The organism is Dyadobacter sp. CY347 (assembly GCF_021502655.1).
Classification (GTDB): domain Bacteria; phylum Bacteroidota; class Bacteroidia; order Cytophagales; family Spirosomataceae; genus Dyadobacter.
In genome coordinates this window covers 318133-339628 of the sequence record NZ_JAKFFT010000004.1, presented here as the reverse complement: position 1 = coordinate 339628, position 21496 = coordinate 318133, and the positions used below count along the sequence as shown (strand labels likewise).

Genomic DNA, 21496 nt, shown 5'->3' with positions numbered 1-21496 from the left:
AGCGATTGTGCCTGTTTAAGGAGGAAGATATTTTGTAAAATAAAAAACTTCAACGAAAGGTTGAAGTTAAAACTTAGTGCAATCAATTTTTTGAAAGCGGTAAGAAAATTTACATTTCTTACCGCTTTAATTTTATTTTCTATTTATCCCACCAAATGCGCGAAACCCAGTTGTCTCCGCTCGAAAGTCTGCCTACTGCTTCGCCATAGTTGGCTCCGTTCTGAGCAGCCTCAGTCGTTGGGTAAGGTTGTCTTCTTGGAATTGCGCCTCCTGAGAAATTCCCTACATAGTTTACAGGCTTCAACTCAGGGAAACCGGAACGCTTCCAGTTGTTCCAGGATTCTGTAAAGTTGAACAAAATACCAGTCGTAGCCCAGATCTGCTCATTGATTTGTTTCAAAGCATTCGCAGGCACAAGCGGATTTGCCGTTGCGTAAGCGTCTGCTACCGCAGGCGTGATCGCAGCACCTGCGCCATATTTGCCAAGTGACTGAATACCAGCAGAAACACCATTCTTGTAATGCGCCGCTGCCGTTCCGCCAACTGCATAGCCTCTTGTTACGGCTTCTGCAAGCAGCAATTCCGTTTCAGCATAAGTAAGCACGAAAAGCGGTGCGCTTCTTAACCGATAAATTGACGTAGGGCGTGAATAACGGCCGATAGGCGTCACGTTCGCTCCTGTTCCTGTGCCGCCAGGATAACCCGCGCTTTTGGAAATGTCCGTTGCGCCGCCATTCAGGTCAAAGCCATTTGGAAGGCCAATCTGAACTTCGGGTGCGCTGCTGCCAGAGGAAGCCAGAGCCTGGTTAGCTGTCAATCCAGCCGCAGGAACTTCTGCAATCCTGCTCAAACGAGGATCGTTTGTCGCTTTCAGATAATCGATCATCGTCTTGCTCCATCTTACCTGATAAATATCAGCTGGTGTAGACAATGCTGCTCCGTTACCATTGTTATAGCCATTTGCTTCGTCCAAAATGATATAAGCATCGTCTGCAACGCTTGCGAACGTGCCGCCGGCAGCTGCTTTCTCTGCGTAAGCCTTAGCGGTTGCAGGATCTGCCTTGGTCAAACGCATTGCCAGTTTCAGCATCAGTGAGTAACCATATTTTTTCCATTTCGCGATGCTTCCGTCGTAACCTTCAAATGAATCGTTGGTTGGGATTGCTGCATCTGCATTCAGCGCGCCTACGGCTGCATCCAGTCTGGTCAGCAATGATTTGTAAACCGCTTCCTGCGTATCATATGCTGGCAATGTAATGCCCGTTTTTGCTTGCAGCGCCTCTGTGTAAGGCACATCGCCGTAAGTATCCGAGATGGTTGCAATGCTCTGCACCTGCATGATGATCGCAATGTTCGTCAGGTTTACAAGTGCTGGCTTGTCTTTCGCAAGCTGCTCCATCTCGTAGGCAAGGCTGGCTGCGCGGAAACCGGTGTTCCATGTGCTGGCCAGGTAGGAGTTCGTGTTGCTCGAAATCCCGTACTTGTCACCATTGGAATAATAATTGGCTGCACCCGAAGTGGTTGATGCCAAAACCTGCACCCACATGCTCTGGAACAGTATCCCGCCATTATAACCTGCCGTGGCATTCACATAATTATACTGAACGGATGGCAATAGCAAGTTGGCATCAAATGTTTCGCCGGTTGCTTTTGTCGGGTCGGTGTTCAGTTCGTCAAAACTATCTGTACAGGACAATGGAAGCAGCCCTGCCAGAATGATCATATTTATAAGACTCTTTTTCATGTTGTTTTTCATTTAAACTTGAAGTTTACGTTCACACCATAATTGCGCGTTGCAGGTAAACTGGTCCCTTCGATACCCGCGTATCTCAGGTTAGCACCGAAAGTAGCTTCCGGATCGATATTCTTGGTTTCTCTTGCGAAGTACAACAAGTTACGTCCAACCAGGGAAATGTTCACAGCACGGATCAAAGGCCATTTTTCTACCATTCTGGATGGCAGGTTGTAGCCCAATGTAAGCTGGCGAAGTTTGATAAAATCACCATCCACCACACTGATTTCCGTAACATTGTTTGCAAGAGCCGTATAATACGCTTTCGCAGTGGCAGTAACCGTGTTGGGAGCTCCTGATTCGGTAACCCCTGTTGTCACACCGCCTTCGCGGCCTACCAACGTTGCTTTGTTCAGACCGTTTCTGTACGTGTAGTTTTCAGTTGCAGAAAGGATTTTGTTGCCGTAGTTGTAATCAACCAAAACACCAAAGTTGAAATCGCCCAATCTGATATCATTGTTAAGACCACCATACAATGTTGGCAACACCGATCCGTAGCTGGTCAGTTTGTCGTTGCGAACTGGTAAGCCCGACGCATCTACGATGATCTGGCCATTTGCGTGATATTTGTAATCATACGCACGGATCTGAGGACCAGCCTCTCCTACTACGAACGCCGTTACTGCATTACCCAACGTGGCACGGTTTGAACCCAGGTTAATGTCCAGGTTGTCCTGATCTGTGCTCAGGATCTTGTTTTTAACCGATGTCAGGTTGAAAGACACATTCCAGTCGAATTTCGAAGTTCTTACCGGTGAGCCTGTAAGCATAACTTCCAGACCTCTGTTCTGAACAGAACCTGTTCCTACCACACCTCTAACGTAACCCGTTGCGCTGCTGTATGTTGCAGGCATGATTTCGTTTTTCGTTTTCTGATTGTAGTAAGAAACATCCAGTCCAAGACGGCTGCCGAAGAATTTCAATTCAAGTCCTACTTCAACTTCGCTTTTTGTAAATGGTTTCAGGAACAAGTTTGGAAGCTCGTCGCTGAAATTTCCTGTCGGAACGCCATTGAAGGAATTTCCTACACCATAATAAATAGCTGTTCCATAAGGCGTGGCAGGCTCTCCGCTTGTACGGGCATAAGACGCACGTACTTTTCCGAAGCTAAGTGTAGATGAGTTCAAAAGATCTGTAAAGATGAAAGAACCTGTTACAGAAGGTGTGAAAATGCTTCTTGCACTGTTTGGCAGCGTAGAATATGAATCGTAACGGCCGGTTGTGCTCAAATTCAGGATGCCTTTGTATCCCAGATCAACACTATAATAGGCTGACTGCACTTCGCTGTTCTGCACTTCGTAGTTCCTGTTGAAATTCACAACGTTGTTCCAGCTGTACAAATAAGGAAGTACAAAAGGCCCGCCGCCGATCTGCACTTTTTCATACTGGTTTTTCCGAAGGTTAGCACCCAGGATCGCATCCACGGTGAAATCTTCGCCGAAGCTTTTGGTAACACCCAACAAACCATCCACATTGATCTCTGTACGCTGTGCATTGGAAAGTTCATCCAGCGCGCCTTTGCCATTCTGAGAAAATCCTGTTCCCCAAGGAGTTACTTTGAAAATACGGTCGTTCGCATTGTCATAACCCACTCTCGCCTGTGCATAGATCCAGTCAGCGAACTGATATTTCACTGCAACAGCAGAGATCAAACGCTTTCTTTTTACATCGTTAACAAATTGATTAACAACAAAATAAGGGTTGGTAACATATTCATCATCGCTGAAAACGATCTCTTTTCCAGTCTCAGGATTGAAACCCGGCGCCAGAATGCGCTGATCGATGTTCGGAGCTAGGAAAATACCGTTGTTGGCATTCATAGGACCATCGCTCAAAACAGGCTTGCCTTTTATTTTTTCGTCAATGTAATTGGCCATTACATTGATGCTCAGCCTTTTGGTAATGTTCTGATCAGCAGTAAGGTTGATCGTTTTTCTGCCCAATCCACTGTTTTCAATGATCGATTTAGTATCAAGGTTCGCAAGGGATAACCTGAATGATCCGTTATCGCCGCCTTTGGTCACAGCCACACTGTTTGTGAAGTTGGAACCCATGCGATAGAAATTCTTGATATTGTCTTTCTGAGCAGAGTAAGCGTAGTTTTTACCATCGAACTGGATCACTTGTGAACCGTCCAATCTTGCTCCCCAGGCCTGGCGGGCAGTTTGTTGTGCAGCCACAGCTGTCGTTGGTTTCAAGCCGCCATCTCCCTGACCGAATTCATATTGGAAATCGGTCATGTTGCGAGGCTCATCCATGGAATAGTTTAAGTTGTAATCCACGGAAAAATCGCCTTTTTTACCTGCTTTTGTCTTTACCAGAATAACACCATTGGATGCACGTGCACCAAACAGGGCCGATGCAGCCTGACCTTTCAAAACGGTCATCGATTCGATATCGTCCGGGTTAAGGTTACCAATTCCGTCTCCGCCATCGGCTCCACCCCATTCTCCTGCACTTCCGCGCTGTGTGTTATCCATAGGAACGCCGTTGATCACGATCAATGGTGAACCTCCCGAGTTCATACTCGGCATACCACGCATTAAAATCTTGGCTGTTCCACCAGGACCGCCGCTGGTTCCTTTTACATTCAAACCGGCTACACGTCCGGCCAGTGAGTTGGCTACGTTGGTTTCGCGGGCTCTTGTCATCACTTCGCCACCGATCGTTGTCACCGAGTAACCCAGCTTTCTGGATTCTTTGGAAATACCCAAAGCCGTAACGACCACTTCTTCCAGGTTCGCCACGTCAGGCGTCATTTTCGCATCCACTACGGATTTGTTACCAATGCTGATCTCCTGTTTCAAAAAACCGATTGAGCTGAAAACCAGCACATCTGTGTCCTGCACCCCTGAGATCGAAAAATTTCCTTCCGCATCCGAATTAGTCCCTCTGGTAGAACCTTTTACGGTTACAGATGCCCCCGGAAGCCCGCCATCTTTCTCGTCTGTTACCTTGCCCGTTACCGTCCTTCCCTGAGCGAAGGCCGATAATGAAGCAAAAAGTAGAAAAACGACAAGTGGAATAAATCCCCTTGAACAACTTTTTAATAGCTTTTCTTTCATAGTTAGGATAAATTAGTAGACTAAAATTAGGTTAAAACTGGTATCTGCCGAATATTTCACTTTCGGTCAACTTATTCAGCAAATATCCTAAGTTCTCTGCTAATTAAATAATTTTAATAAAGCATTAACAGATTTTTATTTTTTTAACATTCTTCTAATGTTAAAAAAATTCCTTTTAATAACGGATTTGTAATAATTACACTTGCAGGAAATTGTTGATATTGAAGAATTTAGAAAATGCTATTTGGTAGATGTCGTTTTATTGAGTTTGTAGGTAATCAGCTTTGCATTGTTCATAGCGCCCAGCAATTGTGTCTCCTTACCGGCAGTAATAACCGCGAGATCGCGCACTTCACCTTTGGCATAAAAGCCGCTTTTGGCTTGGGGAACATATTGAAAATCAAGGTTTCCATGATTTAGGAACACCTGGATAAGACTGGCGTCACTCCGTCCGACCCGGACGCGCGTTTGTTTGAGATTACCGCCTAGGATAATGTCCTTCTTGCCATCCGCATTCATATCAAAAAGCGAGATCGCGTACACGGGCGCAAATTGTGCTTCGATAGGCAGCGGACGGAAAACAAGTTTTCCGTTTTTGTTTTCGAGAATTCCGCTTTTGTAGATCTTCGCCGTCAGCTTTTGCGCATTTTTCAGCTTCTCTGCTGGCAGAATGTCTGAGAGCTTGGCTTTGGAATAGGAAACGTAGTCCGTGTATTTCTTTTTCAGTGACGGAATTTGATCCAATAACTCATCCCGGCTCGCATAAGGTGCTTCTACTCCTCCTTCTGTAACGCTTATGACCGGCACAATTCGTTGCAAATTGTCGTAATCGGCTGCGTATAAAGAGAGGCTGTCGGGTGAAGTGAGGTTCCATTGCCAGTTTGTCCCCATATTGCCAACCACAAAATCCATATCACCGTCATTGTCCAGGTCCGCTGGCTTGATCGCGTTCCAGCAACCGTTTGTACCAGCGGTTCCGTACATTGTGCTGGCGTCAGTTAACCGGCCGGCTTTGTTACTAAAAACCTGAATGGGCTTCCAGTCGGCGGTGAGAATCAGCTCGGGATAGCCATCTTTGTTCAGATCTTCAAAAACAGCATCAGTTACCATGCCCGCTTTCACAAGCTGAGGCGCCAGAAGCTCTGTTTGATCCGTGAAATAGCCTTTTCCATTGTTCGTATAAAGGAAACCACCTGCACTTTCAGGAAACCTTCCGGGCGTAACGCGGACGCCCAGGAAAACATCCAGATCGCCATCCCGATCAATATCCGAAACGGCTATCGTCCCGGCATTACCTGCGAGGTTTGGAAAATAAGTTCTTACAAATGTGCCGTTTACATTGGTATACAAGCGCGGCATAGCCAGTCTATCTTCCCGATTAAGTTCATAACCTGCACTCACAACCAACAAATCCTCATCTCCATCCCTGTCAGCGTCCAAAAATACGGCCTCGGCATCCTCATATCCTTCCCTGCCTGCAAATTCGGGCTGTGGCGACTGGACGAATTTTCCATTTTTACTGATGAACAAAGATCCGCCCTGCCCTCTTGCGCCGCCAATGTACAAATCGTCTGTCCCGTCGCCGTTAATGTCCTTTTGCGCAATTTTCGGGCCCTGGTAACTAAGCATATTGGGTAGCAAAGTCTGGATCCGGAAATCATTTCTGGCGTCTTCAATGTGTGTGAAGTCCACCCCTGCGGTTGGCTCCCAGTAAGTAAATGGTTTGACAAATGGCGCTTCCGGCTGCTTTTTAGCGTCGCTGTATTTCACAATCAAAGACTTGTTAGCGGCTGGATTTTTCAATAACTGCTGACTTCCATCTGCCCATGTTATGCGCAGGGAATCGATTTTACTGTCCTTACCCAAACCAAAATGCACCTGATCCCACTGCGCAGACTGGAAGCCGCGGACCGGCATGAAATGTTGCGTTTGTGTAAGTGAATCGGAATATAGCGTCAATTTTGTTCCAGCCAGGAAGGCATATTTGGGTGATTCCAGCTTAACTTTCAAATAGTTGGCTTTCAGCTTGGTCTCTGCATTATTTTTGTAGACAAATGCTTTTTGGTTCACATTGTTCGTGACAATGTCGAGGTCGCCATCATTATCCAGGTCCGCGTAAATTGCGCCGTTTGATTGGTTGGCCTTTTCAAAGCCCCATTCGGTGATTTTTTTAGTAAATGTGAGTCCTTTCTGGTTTTGGAAAATGTAATCGGGTTCGTTAATGGGCGGCATTTCGGCGATAATTTCCATTTGCGTCGGCGCCTTTCCGCCTTGTCCTGTTTTTAACTGAACGTCTGTTGAGTATTTCAAAAACTCCATATTGGTATAATCGCGGGCATAGCCATTGGAAACGAAAATGTCTTTCCAACCATCATTATCAAAATCGCCCATGAGCGCGGCCCAGCTCCAATCGGTGTTGGAAACGCCCGCCAGCTGGCCAATTTCGCTGAAAACAGGAACACCATCGGCATTAACACCATTATTTAGTTGCAGCATGTTCCGCATGGTCTGTTCATGAAAACCGGCGCGAAGCAACTGCTGATATTTATCATAATTATCATCCCCGGCCGTGAGCTTAATGCGCTCATTGGAAGCGGGAAGCATGTCCAGAGTCAGAATATCAACAAGCCCGTCGTTGTTCAAATCTGCCGCGTCGGTTCCCATTGAATAGAGAGAAACGTGGCCGGTTGCTTCCCGGATCACTTCTTTAAACCTGCCGTCTTTTTGATTTAGATAGAGATAATCATTCTCGTTATAATCATTGGAAATGTAAATGTCCTGCCAGCCATCATCATTGAAATCACTGACATTAATGCCTAACCCAAAGCTCAATACGTTTGAGACAATGCCCGACGAGTCTGTTACATTCACATATTTCCCACCATCATTCCTGAGCAGTTTATTGCCGTAAGTATCATTGCGCTGCTCACGGTAACTGCCGAGCAAGTTGCTAAACCCGGCATATTTCTGAACGGAATGATTAAGCAGGAAACAATCTGTGTCTCCATCGCGGTCGTAATCAAAGAAAACAGATTGCGTGGTGTACGATTTATCGTCGAGTCCGTATTCAGCCGATTTCTCAGTGAATGTTGGAATGCCGTCTGCGGTTTTACCATTGTTAACATATAAAAGCATGCTTCTCAGACGCGGATCTTGTGCGCCAGCCCGGCAAACGTAGATATCAATCCAGCCATCATCATTAATATCGACAACGGAAACGCCCGTTTTCCAGCCCTGATTTAATGCCGTTCCTGATTTTTCAGAAACGTCTTCGAATTCAAAATCGCCTTTGTTGAGATAGAGCTTGTTAGCAACCATATTTCCTGTAAAATACAAGTCAACAAGTCCGTCATTATTAAAATCAGCCGCTGCTACGCCGCCGCCGTTGTAGAAATAACCATATTCAAGGACATTGTTCTCGGCGTCCTCGTCAATGAAGTTATTAAAGTCAATGCCCGTTTCATTGGCACTGAGGGATGTGTAAAGTGTATCTTTTGAGTGGCATGAAGCCAGCAGCAATAGGAAAAGGGCGCAGCTATTTTTCATTATCAATTCGTACTGATTGTATTACAAAAGAAAGGAATACTTCCTATAACAAAAAGGCAGGCATAGCGCCCGCCTTTTTGCTCATTCTTAGCACATTTGCCTGTTTAGTTTTTATCCCACCAAAGTGGCGTTGCAGCGTTATCAGGTCCGCCCAATAATTTGACAGCTTCGTCGACGGCTGCTCCGTTTGTTTCTTTTTCTGAAAGAATGAATGGGATCCGTCTTAAAACTCTTCCTGCCGGCACAGCCGCGTTATCAGAGTTTACTACCGGATAAAGCTTTGGAATACGTGTTCTCCTGTATTCCGCCCAGGCTTCCATACCGTCAGGATATAGCGCCAGCCATTTTTGCGTACCGATCTTCTCGCGTTTCTGCGCCTCTGTCGCACCTTCCTCCCACTTAATGGATACGTCAGACAATGCGGGTGAGTTCTGCTGATCGCCGGGAGCAACGGGCTTTGCTGAACTGTTAATGTATGTAGTTACCGCCGCGCCCGTCAGACCCCATTGTGCCATAGATGCTGTGATCCCTTTTTCATACAGATCCTTTGCAGTACCACCCATACTCCAACCGTTCAAGGCACCTTCTGCACGCAGGAAATAAGCTTCGGCTGTATGCATGATATCCTGTGGTGTTTCAAAGTTGGTATTCCACGCAGCTCCCGATCCGGTTACCCAGCGCGTTCCAACATTTGAGTTGTCATCACTTGAATTCTTAGCCAGACCCAATTGTGTAGGATTAAGTCCGTTACGCAAACCGTCGAAAGTTTTGGTATTTGTTGCCGGCTGATAGTAAATCCCGATCCGCGGATCCTGAAAACCTTTTAAGACAGACTCCATAGAAGCACTCATACGGAACTCATTCCAGACTGCGATCCGCGCTAATCCGTTTCCATCATCACCGACAAGTTTTTTAACCATATAGGCATCGTCTGTAACTTCCGTCATCACACCACCTGCAACAGCAGCCTCAGCCTGTTTTTTAGCCTCGGCAGGATCTACTTTTGAGATACGTAATGCAAGACGCAGACGCAATGTGTTGGTAAACTTGATCCATTTGTTAACATCACCGGCATAGATCAAATCAAAAGTACCATAAGGCTTTGCAGTTGCATTAGCCTTTAAAACGGCACTGGCTGCATCCAGCCGAACAAAAAAGTCGCGGTAGATGGATTCCTGAGAATCATATTTCACGCTGATAGCCGGAATACCTGCATCAGAATACGGAACAGGACCATAGTAATCCGTTAACCGGTGAAATGCATAAACCCACATCACATTAGCGAGCGCGTTTTCGGCGGTGTTCGCTTCAGTTTGTTCAAGAATTGTTTTTAACTGAGGCACAACCTGTGTATAAATCGGGTTCCAGTGATTACTCAACCAGTCGTCACGCATAAAAAAGCGGTCTGTAGGAAAGTATGCAACCGAAGTCGCAAAATACTGGGCGTAAAGGTCGGCAAAAAGATTTTGCGCCACCTGGTAAGTTCCGCTTTGGTACGATGCCTGCTGCTGAGCGCGGGAAAAGAGGAACGGTAACTCGGCAGCTGTAAGCGTGGTGAGCTTTGTCTTGCTCGTGTTCATCTCCTCGAAATCACCGGTGCAAGCCTGCATAAGACCCGCTGAGCCGAGTACCATACCTGCTAAGGCAAATTTTCTATATTTATTTAAAATGCTCATTTTGTTATCGAAAGAAGTGGTTTTTACTAAAATCCTAGTTTAAGATTCAATCCAACTGTCCTTGTAGAAGGAAGGTTTCCATATTCAATCCCCTGGAAGTTACCTGCGCCCAAATTCACATCCGGGTCAAACGGCAGCTTGCGCTTTTTCTCGCCTGGAATGTCAAGCGTCGACGAACCTCTGTAAAGGAAGAACAGGTTACGTGCGATTAAAGACAATCTTGCCGATTTAATGAAAAAGCCTTCTCCCGTAGGAATCTCGAAACCTACGCTCAATTCTCTCAAACGAACATTTGTTGCTGAGTAAGTAAAGAACTCACCCCATGAATAACGTCCGCCCGACACTGTTGTCCAGAACGTTTCAGCATTGATTGGCGTAGTGTTAGCCTCTCCATTGGCAGTTACACCTGGCAGAATCCAGCCGCCTTCGCGGTGATCCGTAGTGAAATCGCCCGTTCCGTCAAATGCAAGGTTGGCAGCTGTTCCGGAAGTCATGACGCCGCCAAAACGGCCATCGATCAGGAAGCTTGCTGTGAAGCGTTTGTAAGAGAACGAGTTGTTCAAACCTGCCGTAAACTTAGGGTTGAAGTTTCCAATGTGTTCAAATTCCTTGCTTACCACAGGCTTTCCACCATTGTTGCCCAATGAATCCGGTGCCGTAACTACAAATCTTCCCTGATCATCTCTCATCCAGCGCTGCGCGATCATATCACCGTAAGAACCGCCTTCCTCTACAATCGGCGTTGCTGTACGACCAAATCCGCCGCCCAGGAAGGCGCGTTTTACGTTAGGGTCAAGTCTTACAATCGTGTTTTTGTTTCTGGCCAGATTCAACGTCACGTCCCAGCTGAAATTGTCAGTTTTAGCAGCCTTAGCAGTAACAGAAAGCTCAAATCCTTTATTGTTGATTTTTCCTGCATTAATAAACTGCTGAGAGAAACCGGAAGCGGGTGCCAGTGAAAGTGAAAGTAGCTGGTTTACAGTGTTCGAGTTGTAGTAAGTAAGGTCAAGTCCAAGCTTGCCGCCGAACATACGAAGGTCAAGGCCGAATTCCGTAGAAGAAGAAATCTCCGGTTTCAGATTGGTAGCAGGCTGAGTTGGGTCGCGATAAACATAACCTCCTGTACCGCCCTGGGTGAATGTGTACGTTTGCGACAACAGATAAGGATCAGTATCATTACCCACCTGCGCCCACGACCCGCGGATTTTGGCAAAACTGATGAAATTCGGCAATTGGAATGCCTCGGTAAGGATCAGGTTAGCACCGAATGAAGGATAAAAGAACGAGTAAGGCTTTGGCAAGGTAGACGACCAGTCATTTCTTGCAGCTGCATCCACTGTGAAGAAATCCTTGTATGAGAATGAAGCAGTTCCGAACACATAATGCAGCTCCTTCTCATTGAAGTTGGCAATCTGCGACAAACTTGCTGCAAAAGAAAGGTCAAACTTGTTAGGAACCAGCAAACCATTTGCATTGGCACCCACCTGTGAATAACGCTTGTAGGTTTGTCCCGCTCCGAAGTTGTAGGTCAACGCAAAGTTCTCGCCGATTTTGTTATTACCTGAAACGATTACGTCAAGGTTTTTTTCAAGAATCGCAACGGAGAAATCCTGATAAGATCCACCGGGGCCGGCGAAAAGCAATGTACGGTTAGCCCAGCTTCTGTTTACACGGTCATCGTAACGGTCGTAGCTGATGCGGCCTTGAACATTAAGCCAGTCTGTCAGATTGTATTTTGCAGAACCAAGCGCAGTGATCCGGTTACGTTTTTCGTCATCCGAAGTTTTGTTCATGGTCCAGTAAGGATTCATGTAGATGGAAGAGGAAGTCCAGTAAACAGGCTCTCCTGCTTCATTCTCATAGGTCTTGTAAGTGTCCAGATCAACACTTCTCGGAACCTTATATACGTTCATTACGAGACCACTTTCCTCACCCGATTTAGGCTTGTTTTTAATATCCTGATTTACATAAGTGATTTTTGCATCTGTTGAAAAACGTTTGGTCAGCTGAGTACCGATGCGCACATTGAATGTGTGGCGCTGCAAGCTGTTATTCGGAATAATACCCTGTACAGCATTGTAAGCATAAGAGGTGTAAGTCTGAACTTTGTCAGTCCCGGCAGATATACCGAAAGAGTTGTTGGTGGACACACCTGTACGGAAGAAATTCTTCACATTATCAGGAAAAGTGGTCGTAGCAGGGCCCCAGCTACCATAAGCGGTAGAAGTAGCGCCACCTGCGCCTTGTCCATAGGTATTTTGGAACTCAGGTAGAAGAAAAGGATTTTCAACCACAACACCTGAGTTAATGTTTGCTGTTACTGCGCCAGCTTTACCTTTTTTAGTAGTGATCATTACCACACCATTGGCAGCACGGCTACCGTAAAGGGCAGATGCTGCCGCTCCTTTCAACACGTTCATCGATTCGATATCGTCCGGGTTAATGTTGGACGCACCGTCACTGCCGTTTGTTCCGCCAAAATCATTGCCAACCTGGCCCTGCACCGTGTTGTCGATAGGCACACCGTCTACCACAAACAATGCATTATTATTTCCGCTGATGGAACGGTTACCGCGAAGCACTACACGCGTTGCAGAACCAGGACCGCTGGAACCCTGAGTAACCACAATACCAGCGACTTTACCGGATAATGTGTTTACAAAGTTGGCATCACGGACGTCGGTAAGCTGCTTCCCGTCAATTTGCTGCGTTGCATATGTCAGCGACTTCGCGCTTCTTTCGATCCCGAGGGCTGTTACCACCACCTCGCCGAGATTTTTCACGTCCGGTTCCAGGTTCACCTGCAAAGTCGTCATGGCCGATGTTACACTCACTTCTTTCGGCGTGTAGCCTACGGACGAGATGATAAGCGTGGTTCCTGACGGTGAAACTGAAATTGTAAAACCTCCGTCTGCATCAGACGTGGTGCCCCGTGTCGTCCCCTTAATGAGAACATTGGCGCCAGGCAATCCTGCGCCATTTTCATCACTGACCTTACCGGTAATCTGCCGGTCCTGGGCGTAGGATGGTAAAATAAAAGATGCCACAACAAGGAACATGAGCAGCATTCGAAGTACACTTCTTTTCATAGGTCAAAATTGGGTTTCTGAGAATTTTTATGAAATGTATCATTAATAAAGAACACAAGCAATTTATTTGGCAAAATTTAATTGCACTAAACTAATATTCGGCCATTTTGGATAACCTAAGTGGTATAAGCGACAAAATCAACCCAATGAGAAATATTATTTGTCGCGTTAACATTTATCAGATTCTGCGTGTATTTTTTGCGTGCTCGAAACACAACGCAGCAGAGGGGGTTTTTGAAAATTTGTAAAATCCAAACTTTCGGAAGCGAATTGCACGGAATAGAATGAGCATTTGTAACAAGCGGATAGCGTGTTCGCTATTCCGGTGCAAATTGGAACTAGTATTATAGCAAGAAGGATTATGCTGTTGTCGGGAAGGAATCAGTCGTACTTGCGCCAGGCTCCGAGAATGGATCCGGTTATTGCGTACACGAGCACACGCACGCCGCCATCGATCAGTGAAAGTGCCAGTGGCCGCATGGAAAACATGTCTTTGACAATGGTTTCAAAAAGCACGAACACCACTCCGAAAAGCAAGCCTGTGAATAATCCGGTGGGCAACGATTTGACCGGGATCTTGGTAAATACCCACGCTATGGTGTAAGCTATAAATGAAGAAGAAACAATGCTTGCAAGGTAGGGAATGGGACTTGTGCTCCCTTTGATCTGTTCCGCAGTAAAACCGTTCAAAGCCATCCAACGTTCTGAAAAAGCGGCATACCACAAGGCTGGTATAATTTGACCTAACACCACACATACAAGCACGGCCCAAAGATTGACAGATTGTTTTCTCATTTTTTTGAGTCTTTTATTCAGTCACTGGGTTTCCCCCCGGGGCGGGAACTCCTGGGCAGCCCCCCGATTTCAAATATAGGATGTTTCGGAATTAGTTGTGCTTTTTATTTAGATGATAGAACAAAATCGATATTCCGCTTCAAACCATCGAATTTCGTGCGCTTGATGGGCGACCGACGGAAGAGCTCGCGGAAAACTTCTTCCGTAATTTCCTGCCAATCGTTATTTGTAAAGCCTGCCAGACTTTCAGGCAATGTGAATTCTTTGGTCGTATGCGGCTTCGAAAAGCGGTTCCAGGGGCATACATCCTGGCAGATATCACAACCAAACATCCAGTTATCAAACTTACCCTGAGCCTCTTGCGGAATTGCTTCCTTTAATTCAATGGTATAATAGCTGATGCATTTACTGCCGTCCACAACAAACGGCTCGGTGATCGCATCCGTCGGACAAGCATCAAGGCATCTTGTGCACGTTCCGCAATAATCCTGAACGGCTCCGTCGTAGGCCAGGTCGAGATCGCAGATAATTTCTCCGATAAAGAAAAAACTGCCCATATCCCGGTTTAGCAAGTTGGAATGCTTCCCTACCCAGCCCAAACCGCTTTTTGCTGCCCAGACTTTATCCATAACCGGTGCAGAATCCACAAATATCCGCCCGCTCACCTCCCCGATCTCTTCCTGAATGGATTGCAAAAGCGCGCCCAGCTTTTCTTTTAATACATAATGATAATCCGTTCCGTAAGCATACTTGGAAATTTTAAGATCCTCCGGGCCTTCGGGCAGCTTTTGTTCGGGATAGTAATTGAGGAGAACGGAAATGACGCTTTTCGCGCCGTCAACTAATTTTCGCGGATCCAGGCGTTTGTCGAAATGGTTGGCCATATAGCCCATTGCGCCATGATGGTTGTTGTTCAGCCAGTTTTCCAGGCGGGGCGCTTCTTCTTCCAGAAAATCCGCTTTGGAAATACCACAGAAATCAAAGCCATTTTCCAATGCTCTGGCTTTAATAAATTCACTCCGCTGCTGCCTTACAAGATCTTCTGCCGTCATACTGCAAAGTTACGAATTGATTGTAAAATGCCATCTTGTCAGTATTTTAGGCCTGGCAAAATAATTTAGATAAATAAAGGTTGATTAAAACGTCACAATATCATTTAGAATTATGCCTGAAAATACCGAATCCAACATAGATCAAGACAAAAATTACGAGATGAACGAGGAACAAGCGCCACTAGGAGCTGACAAGTTAGACAACGACGAGACGATTGCAACGAATTCAGTGCCGTTGGACAATGCTGGTAAGGAAATTTCAAATGATGCGCCTGCTGAGGGAGCAACATTGAATGAAGCATCCGGCGATAAAGATCCGGTGGAGGAAGCCAGGATTGAGATCGCGGAGCTGAAAGATAAATACATCCGTCTTTATGCTGATTTTGAAAACTTTCGCAGACGCACAGCGAAGGAAAAACTGGAAATGATTTCTGGTGCAAGCGCCGATATGTTGAAAGCAATTCTGCCGATCGTAGATGATTTCGAGCGCGCAAAAGTGTCATTTGAATCAACTACTGAAATCGATGCCCTGAAAGAAGGCGTAGATTTGATATACACCAAACTTTTTAAAACATTGGAAGCCAAAGGATTGAAACCAATGGAGTCCAAAGGTGAAACATTTGATGCAGAGCTTCACGAATCGATTGCGCAGTTCCCTGCTCCCTCGGAAGATCTTAAAGGTAAAGTGATCGATGAGATCGAAAAAGGGTATTTTCTTAACGACAAAGTGATACGTTACGCGAAAGTAATCGTAGGAGCTTAATTTCAGCAACATATAAATGGCAAAGAAAAGAGATTTCTACGAAGTCCTTGGCGTAGACCGCGGTGCTGCCGCAGATGACATTAAAAAGGCTTATCGCAAGCTGGCAATCAAGTTTCACCCGGACAAAAACCCCGACGACCCTACTGCCGAAGATAAATTTAAGGAAGCTGCCGAAGCTTACAGCATTCTGAGTGATGAGAACAAACGCGCGCGTTACGATCAGTATGGTCACGCAGGTGTTGGCGGCGCGGGTGCCGGCGCAGGCGGGTTCAGCGGCGGCGGATTCTCCATGGACGATATTTTCTCGCAGTTCGGCGATATTTTCGGTGATAGCAGCCCATTTGGCGATATTTTCGGCCGCGCTGGTGGCGGCGGCGGTCGCAGGGTGCGGAAGGGATCGGATCTGCGGATTAAGCTTAAACTAAACCTGGAAGAAGTTGCGAATGGTGTTGAGAAAAAAATTAAGGTAAAAAGACATGTGACCTGCAATACCTGCGGTGGCAATGGTGCGAAAAACGGAACTTCACTGACCAACTGTAATTCTTGTAACGGAACAGGCCAGGTCAGGAAAGTGGTCAGCACGATGCTGGGCCAGATGGTTTCTACCAGCACTTGCCCGACCTGTAATGGTGATGGCAAGATCATCAGCGAGCGCTGTGATTCCTGCGCAGGCGAAGGAAGATTGTTGCAGGATGACCTGATCACATTGAACATTCCGGGCGGTGTGGCGGAAGGCATGCAGCTTTCCATGTCAGGCAAAGGCAATGTGCCTACGCGTGGCGGCGTGGCGGGCGATCTGCTGATCGTGATTGAGGAAGAGGAAGATGCCAATCTGAAACGGGATGGTAACAACATTGTGTTCGATATGCATTTGAGCTTTATCGACGCAACATTGGGAACATCAGTCGAAATCCCGACCATTGACGGCAAAGCCAGGATCAACATTGAATCGGGCACGCAGGCCGGCAAAATCCTTCGCTTGAAAGGCAAAGGAATTAAAGACCTGAATGGTTATGGCAAAGGTGATCAGCTGGTTCATATTAATGTATGGACGCCACAGCAGCTTTCTTCTGACGAGCGCGAAACATTGGAATCGCTTCGTCATTCTCCCAACTTCCAACCCAAGCCGGGCAAGAATGAAAAGGGTTTCTTTGATAAAATGAAGGATTTCTTTCACTGAGAAGCTTTATTAAATCATTAAATATAGAACAAGCCGTTTCAGCAATGAGGCGGCTTGTTTACTTTGAACCGGAATCCGGTTATTCTTGTCTTCGATGTGACCAAGCGTTGCGGGGAAGCGAATCCGGTCCCGTCCTATCATTCATTTAATTCAACTATGAAACATTTAGTTATTACCATTGCCTTATTCTTGCCGACAATGCTTTTTGCCCAAAATAACACCCCTTCCGAACTCACTTTTGCGACCTATAACGTAAGTATGGAAGCCGAGAATTATGTTCCGAAAGGCACCAAAGACATTTCCGAACAAGTGCTGATCAAAGAGCTGGCCAGCGGGACAAACCCCCAGATCCGCAACATTGCACGGATTATTAAGACTGTAAGGCCGGACGTAATCTTGCTGAATGAGTTTGACTATATCGCCGATCCCAAGCAGGGTGTTTTACAATTTGTGAAAGCTTATCTGAATGTCGATTCGGACGGCGCAAAAGCCATTGATTATCCTTATTACTATTATTCTACTTCAAACACCGGCCAGCCGAGCCCGTATGATCTGGATAACAATGGCAAAGCGGAACGTTTTGGGGCTGATGCATGGGGATTCGGACTGTATCCCGGCCAGTATGCCATGGTGCTTTTGTCCAAATATCCGATAGCAACGGATCAGGTGCGCACATTCCAGCATTTCAAATGGAAGGATATGCCGGGAGCATTGCAAACGAAAAAGCCTGATAACAGCGATTGGTATGCACCGGAGGCATGGCAGCAATTTCCGCTTTCTTCCAAGTCGCACTGGGATGTTCCGGTAAAAGTGGGAGCGAAAACGATCCATTTTTTAGCCAGTCACCCAACGCCCCCCAGCTTTGACGGTGCTGAGGACCGGAATGGCAAGCGCAACCATGACGAGATCCGTTTCTGGAAAGACTACATCAGCGGCGAGCAAGGTGCTTATATTTACGATGATAAGGGAACACGCGGTTCATTGGCAACAGACGCCAGTTTCGTAATACTAGGGGATCAGAATGCTTCTCCGGATGAAGGAAATGCAATCGGGGAAGGAATAAAATCACTGCTGGCGCACGCCAAAATCAATAACGATGCAGCGCCTGCGAGCAAAGGCGGCGTGGAACATTCCAGCAGCAACCCATTTGCCAAAAACCACACAGCAGTATGGCGCATGCGCGCGGACTACGTGTTGCCTTCACGGGCTGGATTTAAAGTTGTGGACAGCGGTGTCTTTTGGCCAGCCAAAGGCGAGCCGCTGGCTGAGTTGGTAGAGAAACGGGAGTCTAGCTCGGACCATCGGCTGGTTTGGGTGAGGGTTAGGTTGGATTAGCTCCCCTGTCACCCTGAGCGGAGCCGAAGGGGGCGTTACCACCTAGGTGATAACGCCCCCTTAATTACTCCCTCACGTCATTACAACGGCCGTTACTGCCCGCCGTACATGTTAAACGCTGCCAAATGCTTCTGGAATATGGCTTCGTATTTCTTTGCTATGGCTTCTTGTTTGGCTTCGCGGCATTCCTGGACGATGATCTGCATGATGTAGAGATAAACGTTGGTGTCGCGGCGTTTTGTAGTGCCGTTGTCTTTGGCCCAGGTTAACACTTCGTCGGCGCGGGTTGCCATTGTTTCTGCAATTTCCAATGCTTTCTTGGTTTCTCCCAAATCAAACAATGGCCCGATGAAGTTTGCTGAGAACTGATCGTATGGAATGCTTTTGTCGGGCATTGTGGCCAATGACTTTTCAATCGCTTTTTTGGCTTCGTCCTTCCGGCCATCTGCGATTAACTGACCAGTTAATCTGAGGAACGCGATACGGGCTGTGGCAACCGGTGAACCCAGGTATGTGTTATCATAATAGGTGTTGGGGTTATCCAGCTCGCGCCAGAACATCTTGGTCATCAAGTTGTTGTACATGACATCCGTATTCACATAACCGTCGCTGGCTCCCGGGACTTTTACTGGAAGCAGGCGGTAGGCGTATCCTTCCAGCTGCATGTATTCTTTCAGATTCAGGTAACTCGATCCGCCCAATGTTGAGGAGAAGTAAATCGGCCTGTTCCAGTCATTTGTGGCAATAATGTCAAGCATGATCAGGTCTGATTTGTACAGATCGCCTTTACCAATGGTCCAGCTGATCGAATCGCTCACGAATGGGATCAGGTCGCTTTTGATAATGTTCATTTTCTTAACCGCTTCTGCGTTCACAGGCAGGAAAAGAACGGATGACGGCAAAATAGATGTCATATCGCCACTGGTGAGCGGCACTTGAATGGCTTTATTTTCCTGTTTTACTAATCCGAGATATTCCTTCAAATTAATTCCTCCTTTTACGCTCGGAATTTCATAGAACGGAACAATGTCATTTTTACCAAATGCGTAATTGTTTTTATCCAAAGAAATCGGAAGTGCCTCTGAAAGATACGTTTTACGCTTCATCTGATCGATATACCAGTCGGTTCCCAGCAAGCTGAGATTACACACGCGCACGTCTGTACGGAAACCTTCCACTTCCTGAACATACCATAATGGGAATGTATCGTTATCCCCGCCAGTGAACAGGATTGCATTCGGTGCGCAGGAATTCAAAAGGTTTTTCGCAAAATCAACGGAGTGGAACCTGTTGTCCCGGTTGTGGTTATCCCAGCCTTTTACACCCATAATAACGGGAACGACCAAGCAAACTGCCGTCGCGGCTCCTGCTCTTGTGGTGGCGCTTTTCACGAATTTGGTTAGCGCATCGGCAACAGAAATAACGCCAAAACCGATCCAGATACAGAAAATATAGAATGACCCAACATAAATGTAGTCACGCTCACGCGGCTCAGTCGGCGGCGAATTCAGGTAAACAACGAGTGCGACGCCCGTTAAGATAAATAATAGTCCCAGGACAAGCAGATCGCGTTTTTGTCTGAAATAAACAATCACAACCCCCAGTAAGCCCAGTATAAATGGCAGCATGAAATAATTGTCGTGCGCTTTGTTATTGGCAATGGGCGCAGGGTATTTTTTGCCGGCATCCCACGGAAGCATGTTTCCGGCTCCTTCTTCATCACTTTCACGTCCTACAAAATTCCATAAGAAATAACGCCAGTACATATGCCCGATCTGATACGAGAACATGAAAGACAGGTTATTGCCCATGGTCGGTTTTTGCCCTTCCGCCAAACCGGTCATTTGCTGATAAAGCTGCGGGTGACCCGACTGCGTGCTGTACATACGAGGCAACAGCATGCTACTTCCCGGTTCGTACTCATACTCAGGACGATAGTCGTAAATTGCGTATTTACCATCCTGCTTGCGATACATCGGCGCACCGCGTTTCTGGCTTACCGGACGTGACACAAAAGATGGTCCGTACAGCAAAGGACGACTGCCATACTGCTCTCTTTTCAAATAAGAAACGAAGCTCAGAACGTCATTAGGATTGTTTTCATTGATTGGCGGATTGTACTCTGCGCGCACCAGCACCATCAGGTAACTTGCGTATCCAATAAGCACAAAAGCAAGTGAAAGCAAGCTTGTATTTAGCAGCACATTGCCTTTCTTGTGGGAATAACGGATCCCCCAAATGATGGCGCCAATGAAGATAATGATGAAGAATATAACGCCGGATTTATAAGGAAGTCCAAGCGAGTTTACAAAGAAGATCTCAAATTTACCCGCAACACTTGGCAAACCCGGGATGATTCCGGAGTTGATTATGGCCAGGATCACAAGCCCGCCAACGAATGCCAGAATGCCTCCAAAAACGCTGACCTTGGGATATTTTTTGAAATAATAAACCAATGCCAATGCTGGAATAGTCACCAAATTCAGCAAATGGACGCCTATTGAAAGCCCAACCAGATAAGCAATAAAGATCAGCCAACGGTTTTCAGCAGCAGGATCGTCGACGCGTTCCCATTTGAAAACGGCCCAGATTACGATAGCTGTGAAGAACGACGACATTCCGTAAACCTCCGCTTCAACCGCTGAGAACCAGAATGAATCGGACCATGTGTAAGCGAGGGCACCAACAATCCCGGAACCCATTAACAGGATAATGTCGCCTGAGCTAAGGTCAGCATCGTTTTTGGCGATCAGCTTACGTGCAAGCAATGTAATGGTCCAGAAAAGAAACAGGATCGTAAACGCGCTGCTGAGTACGGAAACCATGTTGATCCAGTAAGCAACATTGCTGAGGTCACCGAATGCAAATAGAGAGAAAATCCGGCCTATTAACAGAAAAAAAGGTGCTCCCGGAGGGTGTGGCACCTGTAATTTGAAAGCGCAAGCGATAAATTCTCCGCAATCCCAAAAACTGGCAGTTCGTTCAACTGTAAGCGTATATGTGATTAATGCAATTGCGAAAACAATCCAACCCGTAAGGTTGTTGGAACGGTTGAAACGGGTCATTTGATAGACGGTAAATTTAAAAATGTTATGGGCAAAATGCGCAAAGACGGTGACTTGCTATGAGCAGTTTTATCAATGGTCGGCCAAAATTAGCAAAATTACCTCAACAGCAAGATTTTCCTTCTCTTAAAAAGTGTT

The 21496-nt window shown here is 46.5% G+C and carries 11 protein-coding genes; 3 read left to right on the top strand and 8 right to left on the bottom strand.

From position 1 onward, the window contains the following. Positions 1-139 precede the first annotated feature (139 nt). The 7 genes from L0659_RS09540 to queG form a co-directional block, all read right to left on the bottom strand. The gene (locus L0659_RS09540) at positions 140-1744 is read right to left on the bottom strand and encodes a SusD/RagB family nutrient-binding outer membrane lipoprotein (RefSeq protein WP_235125688.1); all 1605 of its coding nucleotides are present in this window, start codon (positions 1742-1744) and stop codon (positions 140-142) included. Between the two features lie 8 nt (positions 1745-1752). Then, positions 1753-4857 (bottom strand): SusC/RagA family TonB-linked outer membrane protein, encoded by a 3105-nt coding sequence (locus L0659_RS09535; protein WP_235125687.1) that lies wholly within the window; start codon positions 4855-4857, stop codon positions 1753-1755. 240 nt (positions 4858-5097) lie between these two features. Continuing rightward, complete coding sequence (locus tag L0659_RS09530; RefSeq protein WP_235125686.1) at positions 5098-8403, bottom strand: VCBS repeat-containing protein; 3306 nt, start codon at positions 8401-8403, stop codon at positions 5098-5100. Positions 8404-8507: 104 nt separating this feature from the next. Further along, the gene (locus L0659_RS09525; RefSeq protein ID WP_235125685.1) at positions 8508-10079 is read right to left on the bottom strand and encodes a SusD/RagB family nutrient-binding outer membrane lipoprotein; all 1572 of its coding nucleotides are present in this window, start codon (positions 10077-10079) and stop codon (positions 8508-8510) included. Positions 10080-10105: 26 nt separating this feature from the next. Next, positions 10106-13168 carry a SusC/RagA family TonB-linked outer membrane protein gene (locus tag L0659_RS09520; protein ID WP_235125684.1) on the bottom strand — a complete coding sequence of 1021 codons (3063 nt, stop codon included), beginning with the start codon at positions 13166-13168 and terminating at the stop codon, positions 10106-10108. A 381-nt stretch (positions 13169-13549) separates the two neighbouring features. Continuing rightward, the gene (locus L0659_RS09515; RefSeq protein ID WP_235125683.1) at positions 13550-13963 is read right to left on the bottom strand and encodes a DUF1761 domain-containing protein; all 414 of its coding nucleotides are present in this window, start codon (positions 13961-13963) and stop codon (positions 13550-13552) included. 104 nt (positions 13964-14067) lie between these two features. Further along, positions 14068-15015: a tRNA epoxyqueuosine(34) reductase QueG gene (queG, locus tag L0659_RS09510; RefSeq protein ID WP_235125682.1), complete on the bottom strand. Its 948-nt coding sequence runs from the start codon at positions 15013-15015 to the stop codon at positions 14068-14070. A 112-nt stretch (positions 15016-15127) separates the two neighbouring features. Here queG and L0659_RS09505 point away from each other — a divergent pair, with 112 nt between their 5' ends. From L0659_RS09505 to L0659_RS09495, 3 genes are all read left to right on the top strand, one after another. Next, positions 15128-15778 (top strand): nucleotide exchange factor GrpE, encoded by a 651-nt coding sequence (locus L0659_RS09505; RefSeq protein WP_235125681.1) that lies wholly within the window; start codon positions 15128-15130, stop codon positions 15776-15778. Between the two features lie 16 nt (positions 15779-15794). Then, on the top strand, positions 15795-16958 hold the full coding sequence (gene dnaJ / locus L0659_RS09500; protein ID WP_235125680.1) for a molecular chaperone DnaJ: 1164 nt from the start codon (positions 15795-15797) through the stop codon (positions 16956-16958). Between the two features lie 156 nt (positions 16959-17114). Beyond that, positions 17115-18293, top strand: coding sequence for an endonuclease/exonuclease/phosphatase family protein (locus L0659_RS09495; protein ID WP_235125679.1), 1179 nt, complete (start codon positions 17115-17117; stop codon positions 18291-18293). A 92-nt stretch (positions 18294-18385) separates the two neighbouring features. Here L0659_RS09495 and L0659_RS09490 read toward each other — a convergent pair whose 3' ends face one another. Then, positions 18386-21358: a DUF2723 domain-containing protein gene (locus L0659_RS09490; RefSeq protein WP_235125678.1), complete on the bottom strand. Its 2973-nt coding sequence runs from the start codon at positions 21356-21358 to the stop codon at positions 18386-18388. Between the last annotated feature and the right edge of the window lie 138 nt (positions 21359-21496).